This is a genomic window from Streptomyces sp. NPDC055078 (genome assembly GCF_053607985.1).
Genome location: NZ_JBSGUP010000302.1, coordinates 1 through 9,664, shown reverse-complemented (window position 1 = coordinate 9,664; position 9,664 = coordinate 1). Strand labels below are relative to the sequence as shown.

Genomic DNA, 9,664 nt, shown 5'->3' with positions numbered 1-9,664 from the left:
CCCTGCTCCACCGCATACTCATCCAACTCCGACAACAAACCGTCCACACCCACACGATCCACCGTCAAATCCTCCCCGAACCCCCGATCACCCGAAGCATCCGGCACAAACTTCACACACACAACAACCCTCAAACTCACGCCAACACTCCTCTGTGCGGTTGCCATTTCTGCGGGGTCCCATGCCCAAGGGACACGGGCCTGCCTTGTCAGGCAGCATAAGTGCCCGGAGGCGAGGTTTCCGGTCGGAGCGACTGGCCACCCCGAACCGGTTATTACTCGCCAGTACGCGAATAAACCTACCCCGTAAGCAAGCGCTTGGAACTGTGATCTTGCCAACGGCGGGAGCGGCCCGCGAGGCGGGCGGCGCGGCGTGGGATCGACACCGCGCGAAACCGCCGGAGCGGATGCGGCCACCCGGGGGAAAAGGGGTCGTCGGACACGGCGCCAGACTCTCGATTCATGATGAGTACAGTCAAGTAAGCCCGGAAAGGTGCGGCGTGACAAGAATCTCCCTGTCCGGTGCCGCCAGGACTGGCCAGCGCGCCGCGCATGCGGCACGATCTGCGCAGTGCCGAAAACCTACGGCTGCGTAACTTAACCCGGGCGAACCCTCCCCCGGCACACCAGAAGGGTCCCCCCAGATGGCAGAGCTCGTCTATCGGCCGGTCATCGGCGCCGCACTCACCTTGTTCAAGGCGCTGGACCTGAAGATCGACACTCAGGGGGCGCAGAACATCCCGCGCTCGGGCGGTGCCGTACTGGTCAGCAACCACATCAGCTATCTGGACTTCATCTTCACCGGCCTCGCGGCTCTCCCCCAGAAGCGGCTGGTGCGCTTCATGGCGAAGGACTCCGTCTTCCGGCACAAGGTCTCCGGGCCGCTGATGCGCGGTATGAAGCACATTCCGGTGGACCGCAAACGCGGCGAGGAAGCCTATAAGCATGCGCTGGAATCGCTGCGTTCGGGTGAGATCATCGGCGTCTTCCCCGAGGCGACGATCTCGCAGTCGTTCACGCTGAAGTCGTTCAAGTCGGGAGCCGCCCGCCTCGCGCAGGAGGCCGGTGTGCCGTTGATCCCGATGGCGCTGTGGGGCACGCAGCGGGTATGGACCAAGGGCCGGCCGCGCAATTTCCGGCGCAGCCACATTCCGGTCACCATCCGGGTGGGAGAGCCGATGGACGCCCCCACCGACCAGTATGCGGGCGCGATCACCCGCCGGCTGCGCGAGCGGGTGCAGGAGCTGCTGGAAGCGGCCCAGCGCGCCTATCCCGTACGCCCCAAGGACGCGGCCGACACCTGGTGGGTGCCCGCGCACCTCGGGGGTACGGCTCCGACGCCCGCCGAGGTCCGCGAGGCGCTCTGACGTCGGCCGAGATCCGCAAGGCGCTCTGACGCCGTCCCGGCACCTCGGTCCGGATCACTCGGATCCGTGGACCGGGATCCGCGCCCCCGGGCTCAGCCGGCGCGTACGAGCCGCATTCCGCCCTTGATCCGGTCGAGGTCCTCGCCACCACGGGATCACGATGCAGCATGCAGCACCGGGCAGTGCACCCTATTGCACTGCCCGGTGTGACGGCGGACGCTGCCCCCCCCCCGCCCGGAGGTTCACGCGACCTCCCCCCCCACCTGCTCACAAGCCCTCGGCTCAGCGTGCCATCTCTTCCTTCAGCGCCTGGACGAAGGAGTCGACATCGTCCTCGGTGGTGTCGAAGGAGCACATCCAGCGGACATCGCCCGCGGCCTCGTCCCAGAAGTAGAAGCGGAAGCGCCGCTGCAGCCGCAGGCTCACCTCGTGCGGCAGCCGGGCGAAGACCGCGTTGGCCTGGACGGGGTGGCGGATCTCCACGCCGTCGACCGCGCGCACTCCGTCGGCGAGCCGCTGGGCCATGGCATTGGAGTGCCGGGCGTTGCGCAGCCACAGATCCCGGGCCAGCAGCGCTTCGAGCTGCACCGAGACGAAGCGCATCTTGGACGCGAGCTGCATGGACAGCTTGCGCAGATGCTTCATATGGCTGACGGCGTCCGGGTTGAGGACGATCACGGCCTCGCCGAACAGCGCGCCGTTCTTCGTGCCGCCGAAGGAGAGCACATCGACACCGACGGCGTTGGTGAAGGCCCGCATCGGGACATCGAGGGACGCGGCCGCGTTGGCTATCCGCGCCCCGTCGAGATGGACCTTCATCCCGCGCTCATGGGCGTGCTCGACGATCGCGCGGACCTCGGCCGGTGTGTAGACGGTGCCCAACTCGGTGTTCTGGGTGATGGACACGACCTGCGGCATCGCCCGGTGCTCGTCCTCCCAGCCCCATGCCTGCCGGTCGATCAGCTCGGGGGTGAGCTTCCCGTCCGCGGTGGGCACGGGCAGCAGCTTGAGCCCGGCCATCCGCTCCGGCGCCCCGCCCTCGTCCACGTTGATATGCGCGGACTCGGCGCAGATCACCGCGCCCCAGCGGTCGGTGAGCGCCTGGAGCGCCGTGACATTGGCCCCGGTGCCGTTGAAGACGGGGTACGCCTCGGCCGTGGGGCCGAAGTGGCTGTGCATGACGCGCTGGAGGTGGTCGGTGTACTCGTCCCCGCCGTACGCGACCTGGTGGCCGCCGTTCGCGAGGGCGAGGGCGGCGAGGATCTCCGGGTGGGCGCCCGCGTAGTTGTCGCTGGCGAAGCCGCGTACGCCGGGGTCGTGATGGCGGCGGGCCGCCGTGCCGGATGTCTTTACGTTTGGGGCGTCAGCCACAGGCGCTGTCCATTCACTTCCCTGGCGGGCCGGTCCCAGACTCCGGCGATGGCGTCGGCCAGTTCCGTCACGTCCGTGAAGCCCGCGAACTTCGCGTTCGGGCGCTCGGCGCGCATGGCGTCGTGCACCAGAGCCTTGACGATCAGGATCGCAGCCGCGGTGCGGGGGCCCTGATCGCCCCCCGCCTTGCGGAAGCCGTCGGCGAGCGCGAGCGTCCATGCCTCTGCTGCGGCCTTGGATGCCGCGTAGACGGCGTTGCCCGCGGTGGGCTTGCTCGCGCCGGCCGCGCTGATCAGCAGAAAGCGTCCGCGGTCGCTGCGCAGCAGTCCGTCGTGGAAGGCGAGCGAGGTGTGCTGGACCGTACGGATCAGCAGCCGCTCCAGGACGCCCCAGTCGGCCAGCTCGGTGGCGGCGAAGGAGGCGCTGCCGCGCCAGCCGCCGACGAGATGGACCAGACCGTCGATCCGTCCGAACTCCTTCTCGGTCTTGTCCGCCCACTCACGGGTGGCGGCGGGATCGAGGAGGTCGACGGTGTCTCCGGTGACCGTGGCGCCGCCGTGCGCGTACCGGGCCGCGTCGACGGCGAGGGCCAGCCGCTCGGGGTCGGCGTCCGACCCGACGACGGTCGCCCCGGCCTCGGCCAGCCGCAGCAGGGTCGCACGTCCCGCCGGACCCCCCGCCCCGGCGACCGCGACCACCGCACCCTCCAGCGGACCGCCTGCGTTCGTCATGGTCGTCGCCTCCTGTGTACGAATGGTCACGCGGCTGCCACCGAAGCGCCGTCCGCGGGCCGGGGGCCCGCCGCGGTGATCCCCTTGGTGGAGGCGATCACCCGCTTCAGCTTCTTGGAGAGCGCCTCATAGAACATGCTGAGCGGAAACTCGTCGGGAAGCACGTCGTCGACGAGTTTACGCGGCGGCTGCGACAGATCGAGGGCGTCGGGGCCCCTGGCCCAGCGGGAGCCGGGGTGCGGGGCGAGATAGGTGGAGACGAGGTCGTACGCGGCGAACCAGTGGACGAGCTTGGGACGGTCGATGCCGTCGCGGTAGAGCTTCTCGATCTCGGCGCAGAGCTGATTGGTGACCCGCGGCGCGCGCTCCCAGTCGATCTTGAGGGTGTTGTCGGTCCAGCGCACCACATCGTGCTGGTGCAGATAGGCGAAGAGGAGCTGTCCGCCCAGACCGTCGTAGTTGCGCACCCGCTCGCCGGTGACCGGGAAGCGGAACAGCCGGTCGAAGAGGACGGCGTACTGCACATCGCGGCCCTGGGGTACGCCGTCGGCCTCCAGCTTCACGGCCTCCTTGAAGGCGGTGAGGTCACAGCGCAGCTCTTCGAGGCCGTACATCCAGAACGGCTGGCGCTGCTTGATCATAAAGGGGTCGAAGGGGAGGTCGCCGTGGCTGTGCGTACGGTCGTGGACCATGTCCCACAGGACGAACGCCTCCTGGCAGCGCGCCTGGTCGCCGATCATCTCCCGGATGTCCTCGGGTAGTTCGACGCCGAGGACGTCCACGGCCGCGGTGGTGACGGCGCGGAAGCGGGCCGCCTCGCGGTCGCAGAAGATCCCGCCCCAGCTGAAGCGCTCGGGAGCCTGGCGGACGGCGATGGTCTCCGGGAAGAGGACCGCGGAGTTGGTGTCGTAGCCCGCGGTGAAGTCCTCGAAGGTGATGCCGCAGAAGAGGGGGTTGTCGTAGCGGGTCCGCTCCAGTTCGGCGAGCCAATCGGGCCACACCATCCGCAGGGCGACCGCCTCCAGATTGCGGTCCGGGTTGCCGTTCTGCGTGTACATGGGGAAGACGACGAGATGCTGGAGACCGTCGGCGCGTCCGGCCGCGGGCTGGAAGGCGAGCAGCGAGTCCAGGAAGTCGGGGACGTCGAAGGCGCTGTCGGCCCACTTGCGCAGATCCGCGACGAGGGCGCGGTGGTACGCGGCGTCGTGCGGCAGGAGCGGGGACAGCTCCTCCACGGCAGCCACGATTCGGCCGATCTTCGTCTCCACGGCGGCGCGGGCCGGGGCGCCCTCGGCGTCGAGGTCGATGGAACCGTCCTTGGACTGCCAGGGGCGGATCTGCTCGACGGCACCCTTGAGCCTGGGCCAGGCCGGGTGCTCCACCACCCGGTCGACAGTGGATATGTCCGCAGCGGCAGCTTTCTGCACAAGAATTTCCGTCATGTCACTTCCTCCACGGGAGAACCTCGCGTCAAGACACCGTATCCATGTGATGTTCTCTCGGACAAGTGGACCTAAAGAAATTATCCTGCACCTCCCCCATGATCACCGGAAAGTTTGCGGTTGAACGGGTTCGCGGGGTCCCGTGGGGCGCTCGCCGGAAGCCGCCGTCAATCAGCGGGCTGACACGCCCACCGGTGGGTGACACCGTTCCGGGGGTGGATTCCGTGCGGTTCCGGGCGGTCATCCGCGCTGGTTCACCGCAAGGATCGCGACAGAGACGGCGGCCGAACAGAGCGGAGCATTCCACTCCCCCGCGTCTGACCGGTTCACTCGCCGAAGCGGGCCACTAGGCTGCGCTTGCCGGGCGGCGCGGTCAGGCCACGCCGTCCGGGAGCCGCCGTCGACGGAAGCGAGAGAAACTTGACTTTCCTCACCATCGGTCATCGCGGGGTCATGGGCGTCGAGCCGGAGAACACCCTGCGCTCCTTCATCCGGGCCGAGCGGGCCGGCATGGACGCCATCGAACTCGATCTGCATCTCAGCAAGGACGGCGCGCTCGTCGTGATGCACGACGCCGACGTGGACCGTACGACCGACGGAAGCGGCCCCGTGGCCGAGAAGACCCTCGCCGAACTGCGGGAGCTGGACGCGGGCGACGGCGAGCGGGTGCCGGTCTTCGAAGAGGTGCTCGAAGCCGTGCAGGCGCCCCTCCAGGCCGAGATCAAGGATGTGGCCGCGGCGCGGGCGCTCGCCGAGGTGATCAGGCGGCACGATCTCGTCGACCGGGTCACGGTGTCGTCCTTCCACGACACGGCGGTGGCGGAGATCGCGTCCCTGGTGCCCGGTCTGCGGACCGTCCTGATCGCCAGCCGCTGGGGCGCGGACATCGTGGACCGCGCGCAGGCCGCCGGCGCGGGTTCCCTCGCCCTGAACATCCGCAGACTGACCCTGGAGACCGTGGAGCGCGCGCACGAGGAGGGCGTCGAGGTGATCGGCTGGGTGGTCAACACCCAGGAGCAGCTGCGGCTGGTCCGCGCCCTCGAACTCGACGGCGCCACCACGGACTTCCCCGAGATCAGACGCACGGGCCGGTTCACGGCCTAGTCGGCTCCCGACCGTCCCCCGGCCGTCCGGCCCGCCGGGCGCATGCGCGTCCGGCGCGGGGGCCCCGGGCGGGGGCCGTCCGGTTCAGGCCCGGGTCAGATCCTTCACCAGCAGTTCGAAGGTGAGATCGTCGCGGAGCGGTACGCCGAAGGTCTCGTCGCCGTACGGAAAGGGGCTCAGCCTTCCCGTACGGCGATAGCCCCGGCGTTCGTACCAGGCGATCAGCTCGTCCCGTACCGAGATCACCGTCATCTGCATCTCGCGCACATCCCACAGCTCACGCGCACTGCGCTCGGCCTCGGCCAGCACCCGGCGGCCGAACCCTCCGCCCTGGAGGCGCGGGCTGACGGCGAACATGCCGAAGTACGCCGCCTCGCCGCGATGTTCGAGCTGGCAGCAGGCGATCAGCTCGCCGTCGCGCTCCACGGTCAGCAGCCGGCTGCCGGGGGCGCTGATCACCTCCCGCACACCGTCCGCGTCGATGCGCCCGCCGTCGAGGAGATCGGCCTCGGTGGTCCACCCGTCCCGGCTGCTGTCACCGCGGTAGGCGGAATGGATCAGCCGGACCAGGGTCGCCACATCGGCCTCGACGGCGTCCCGGAAGACGAGTGCGGCCGCGTCGGTGGCCTGGGGCGGTGCGGTGTCCATCAGACTCTCTCCGTATCTCTGTATCCGGGATCTCTGTCTTCGGGATCTCTGTGTCCGGGCGGGTGCGTCACTTGCGTGCGGACGCCATGAGACTACGGGGTGACCGGACGCCGCCGGTTCCCCCGCCGGGCCCGGCGTACGGCAGCCCCGCGCGGAACCCGGTCAGGTCATGACACGCGCCCGCGCGTCACCCGGTGATCGGGCGCGGGGCCGAGGCCGTGCTCCCCGTACACCTCCGTGCGCCCGGGTGCGCCCCCGGCACGGCCGGGCATCTCCCTCCTCGGTGCCGGTGCCATGCCTGTGCCATGCCGATGCCGCGATCGTCGCCGCCATCGCCATCGCCGTCGTCGCCGTCGTCGCCGTTGGAAGGGAGATACGCCGTGCACGGATCCGCGACGCCCGGGTGGCTGCTCGTCACCCTGTGCGGGGGAACGGGGACGTACTGCCTCGTACGGATGCGGGCCTGCTCCGGGGAGGCGCGCGGGACGGCGGGCGGCGAGGCGCTGATGGGGTTCGGGATGGCGGCGATGGCCGTCCCCGCGGCCGTATTCGCCCACCCGGGCTGGGCCTGGGCGGTGTACGCCGCGGTCTTCGGCGGCGCGGCGCTCGCCGCGCTGTGGCCGGCCCGCCGGGGTGCCCACCATCTGCACCATCTGATCGGCTCGCTCGCCATGGTCTACATGGCCGTGGCGATGGCGTCCGGCTCGGGGCACGGCGGGCACCCGGCGGGGACACCCCTGCTGACCGGTGCCCTGCTGGCGTACTACACCGTCTACGTCCTGCGCTCGGGCGTCCGGCTGCTCCCCCGACTCGAATCCGCACCGGAAGCGGCACCCGCGCCGCGCCCGGCCCAGGGGCTCGTGCCCGCGTGCCGGCTCGTCATGGGGCTCGCGATGCTGGCCATGCTGCCGTCTCTCTAGACACTGCCACGTGCCGTCGGCCGCCCTGAGGGACCGTCCTCGGGGCCCGACGGCCACCGGGGCCGGCCGGGCACCACGGGCGGACCGGCCGACGGGACTTCCGCACCGGGGTCAGGGCTCCGGGGGCGGCGCGGCAACCGTGGCGTGCGTCACTTGGCGCGCAAGGCCATACCCGCAGGTAGTACCGCGCTCATAGGCTGAAGGCATGTTGGTCTCCCTCCTGCTGCTGTCGCTCGGCGCACTGGCCGCCGTCCTGGCCCCGCGCCTGCTGGCGCGTGCCGACTGGTCGGAGCGTGAGCCGATCGTGGCGCTGTGGGTGTGGCAGTGCGTGGTGGCGGCGGTGCTGCTGTCGTTCGCGCTCTCGATGACCTTCAGCGCGGCAGCGGCCTGGCAGCTCGTCCGGGGGCAGGTCTTCGCCCCCGCGCCGGCCGGCGTGATGGAGGCGTACGCGCTCGGTGCGAACGAGCCGTGGCCCGCCCTGCTCGCGGTCGTCCTGGCCTGCGGCGGACTGTGGAGTCTGGCGATGCTCACCCGGGAGATCCGGATCTCCCGGACGCAGCGCAGAAAGCGGCGTGCGGAACTGCGGGTGCGCTCCCCGCTGATGCCCGGTGAGTCGGCGGACGGCGAGCGGCTGGTGGTCCTGGAGGGCGAACGGCCCGATGCGTGGTGGCTGCCGGGCGCGGCGCCGCAGCTCGTCATCACCACCGCCGCCCTCAAGCGGCTGAAGGGGCGTCAGCTCGATGCCGTACTGGCGCATGAGCAGGGGCACGCGCGGGCCCGGCACGACTGGCTGCTGCACTCCTCGTCCGCGCTCGCGAACGGGTTCCCGCAGATCCCGGTGTTCGCCGCGTTCCGCGACGAGATGCACCGGCTGGTGGAACTGGCCGCCGACGATGTCGCATCCAAGCGCTTCGGGCGGCTGACGATCGCGCTCGCCCTGATCGAACTCAACGAGGACCGGGGAGTGTTCGGCCCGTGCGCCGCCCCCGACACCCAGCTTCCGCAGCGGGTCGACCGGCTGCTCTCGGCCACTCCTCGCCTCACCCCGAGCCGCCGGCTCCGGCTGACCGCCGCCGCCGCGCTGGTTCCCGTGGTGCCCCTGCTGGTGGCCTTCGTCCCGGCACTCCGCGCCCTGGGCTGATGCCCGGCCCCGGTCGGTGAGCGGGGCCGGCATCCGGCACGCGAGCCCCGCCCGGTCCGCCGGACGCACGAACCCAGCGCCGGTGAACTGCCGTTCCCGGGCCGGTGGCCCGCCCGAATAGCCGAACACCCCTTCCAGCGGGGAAGATCCTCCTCATGCGTTCCCCACAGTCGGCACCCCCCACTCCCCCGGCGCACGACAGGCGGTCCGGCCCGGTCCGGACCGCTGCGGTCCTCGCGGCCCTGTCGGTCGTCGTCCTGGTACTCGTCGCGGTCTCCTGGTCACCGCTGGACTCGTTCGACCGGTCGGTGGCCGACCGGCTGCACAGCTGGGCGGTGGACGAACCGGGGCTCGTCCATGCGAACCGGATCCTCACCGACTGGGTGTGGGACCCCTGGACGATGCGGGCGCTGATCGCCGTGGCCTTCGGTCTGTTGTGGTGGCGCGGGGAGCGGCTGCTCGCGGTGTGGATCGCGGCGACGAGCGCGCTGGGCACGTTCGTCCAGCAGGGTGTGAAGGCCGCGCTGGGGCGCGAACGCCCGCAGTGGCCCGATCCGGTGGACTCCGCGCACTACGCGTCGTTCCCCTCCGGCCACGCGCTGACGGCCGTCGTCTGCCTCGGCCTGCTGCTGTGGCTCCTCAGGCGGCACGGCGTGGGCGGACGGCTCTGGGCCTGGAGCGTCGCCGTGGCGGCCGTCTCCGTGGTCGGGGTGGGCCTCACCCGGCTCTACCTGGGGGTGCACTGGCCCAGCGATGTCATCGGCGGCTGGCTGATGGGCGCGTGCTGGGTGGCCCTGTCGATCGCCGCCCATGACCGGGTGGTCCTGGCCCGGAGCACCGGCCGGCTCGAAGGTCCGCGGTGAACAGGGCTGCCCGGACCGGGCGATCCCCCGCGTCGCCCGGTCCGGGCAGCATCCCGCCCGGCCCTGGGGCTCGGCGGC

9 protein-coding genes and 1 pseudogene are annotated in these 9,664 nt (G+C 70.8%); 5 read left to right on the top strand and 5 right to left on the bottom strand.

Annotated elements, in window-relative coordinates; genetic code table 11:
• Positions 1-140: pseudogene (locus ACWF94_RS23575) on the bottom strand (electron transfer flavoprotein subunit beta); the annotation flags it as partial.
• Positions 141-643: 503 nt separating this feature from the next.
• Between ACWF94_RS23575 and ACWF94_RS23570 the strand changes: the two are divergent.
• On the top strand, positions 644-1,366 hold the full coding sequence (locus ACWF94_RS23570; RefSeq protein WP_453491785.1) for a lysophospholipid acyltransferase family protein: 723 nt from the start codon (positions 644-646) through the stop codon (positions 1,364-1,366).
• Positions 1,367-1,648: 282 nt separating this feature from the next.
• On the opposite strand, the gene ACWF94_RS23565 is transcribed toward ACWF94_RS23570, so the two are convergent.
• From ACWF94_RS23565 to ACWF94_RS23555, 3 genes are read right to left on the bottom strand one after another with little or no spacing between them, the layout of a single operon-like run.
• Complete coding sequence (locus tag ACWF94_RS23565) at positions 1,649-2,737, bottom strand: threonine aldolase family protein (RefSeq protein WP_453491782.1); 1,089 nt, start codon at positions 2,735-2,737, stop codon at positions 1,649-1,651.
• Complete coding sequence (locus ACWF94_RS23560; protein ID WP_453491779.1) at positions 2,716-3,468, bottom strand: SDR family NAD(P)-dependent oxidoreductase; 753 nt, start codon at positions 3,466-3,468, stop codon at positions 2,716-2,718. The genes ACWF94_RS23565 and ACWF94_RS23560 overlap by 22 nt, the downstream gene beginning before the upstream one ends.
• 26 nt (positions 3,469-3,494) lie before the next feature.
• Positions 3,495-4,910 carry a DUF6421 family protein gene (locus ACWF94_RS23555; RefSeq protein WP_453491776.1) on the bottom strand — a complete coding sequence of 472 codons (1,416 nt, stop codon included), beginning with the start codon at positions 4,908-4,910 and terminating at the stop codon, positions 3,495-3,497.
• A 453-nt stretch (positions 4,911-5,363) separates the two neighbouring features.
• On the opposite strand from ACWF94_RS23555, the gene ACWF94_RS23550 reads away from it, so the two are divergent.
• Positions 5,364-6,014: a glycerophosphodiester phosphodiesterase gene (locus tag ACWF94_RS23550; protein WP_453491788.1), complete on the top strand. Its 651-nt coding sequence runs from the start codon at positions 5,364-5,366 to the stop codon at positions 6,012-6,014.
• An 84-nt stretch (positions 6,015-6,098) separates the two neighbouring features.
• On the opposite strand, the gene ACWF94_RS23545 is transcribed toward ACWF94_RS23550, so the two are convergent.
• The gene (locus ACWF94_RS23545) at positions 6,099-6,662 is read right to left on the bottom strand and encodes a GNAT family N-acetyltransferase (protein ID WP_453491774.1); all 564 of its coding nucleotides are present in this window, start codon (positions 6,660-6,662) and stop codon (positions 6,099-6,101) included.
• A gap of 380 nt (positions 6,663-7,042) precedes the next feature.
• Between ACWF94_RS23545 and ACWF94_RS23540 the strand changes: the two genes are divergently transcribed.
• From ACWF94_RS23540 to ACWF94_RS23530, 3 genes are all read left to right on the top strand, one after another.
• Positions 7,043-7,582, top strand: coding sequence for a DUF5134 domain-containing protein (locus tag ACWF94_RS23540; RefSeq protein WP_453491771.1), 540 nt, complete (start codon positions 7,043-7,045; stop codon positions 7,580-7,582).
• 205 nt (positions 7,583-7,787) lie between these two features.
• On the top strand, positions 7,788-8,723 hold the full coding sequence (locus ACWF94_RS23535; RefSeq protein WP_453491768.1) for a M56 family metallopeptidase: 936 nt from the start codon (positions 7,788-7,790) through the stop codon (positions 8,721-8,723).
• A gap of 155 nt (positions 8,724-8,878) precedes the next feature.
• Entirely contained in the window at positions 8,879-9,586 is a 708-nt protein-coding gene (locus tag ACWF94_RS23530) for a phosphatase PAP2 family protein (protein ID WP_453491765.1), read from the top strand.
• Positions 9,587-9,664 lie beyond the last annotated feature (78 nt).

What these genes read in the sequence shown, in the direction of transcription:
- ACWF94_RS23570 (WP_453491785.1), top strand. Translation starts at nt 644, where the DNA reads ATGGCAGAGCTCGTCTATCGGCCGGTCATCGGCGCCGCACTCACCTTG.
- ACWF94_RS23560 (WP_453491779.1), bottom strand. Translation starts at nt 3,468, where the DNA reads ATGACGAACGCAGGCGGTCCGCTGGAGGGTGCGGTGGTCGCGGTCGCC.
- ACWF94_RS23555 (WP_453491776.1), bottom strand. Translation starts at nt 4,910, where the DNA reads ATGACGGAAATTCTTGTGCAGAAAGCTGCCGCTGCGGACATATCCACT.
- ACWF94_RS23550 (WP_453491788.1), top strand. Translation starts at nt 5,364, where the DNA reads ATGGGCGTCGAGCCGGAGAACACCCTGCGCTCCTTCATCCGGGCCGAG.
- ACWF94_RS23545 (WP_453491774.1), bottom strand. Translation starts at nt 6,662, where the DNA reads ATGGACACCGCACCGCCCCAGGCCACCGACGCGGCCGCACTCGTCTTC.
- ACWF94_RS23535 (WP_453491768.1), top strand. Translation starts at nt 7,788, where the DNA reads ATGTTGGTCTCCCTCCTGCTGCTGTCGCTCGGCGCACTGGCCGCCGTC.
- ACWF94_RS23530 (WP_453491765.1), top strand. Translation starts at nt 8,879, where the DNA reads ATGCGTTCCCCACAGTCGGCACCCCCCACTCCCCCGGCGCACGACAGG.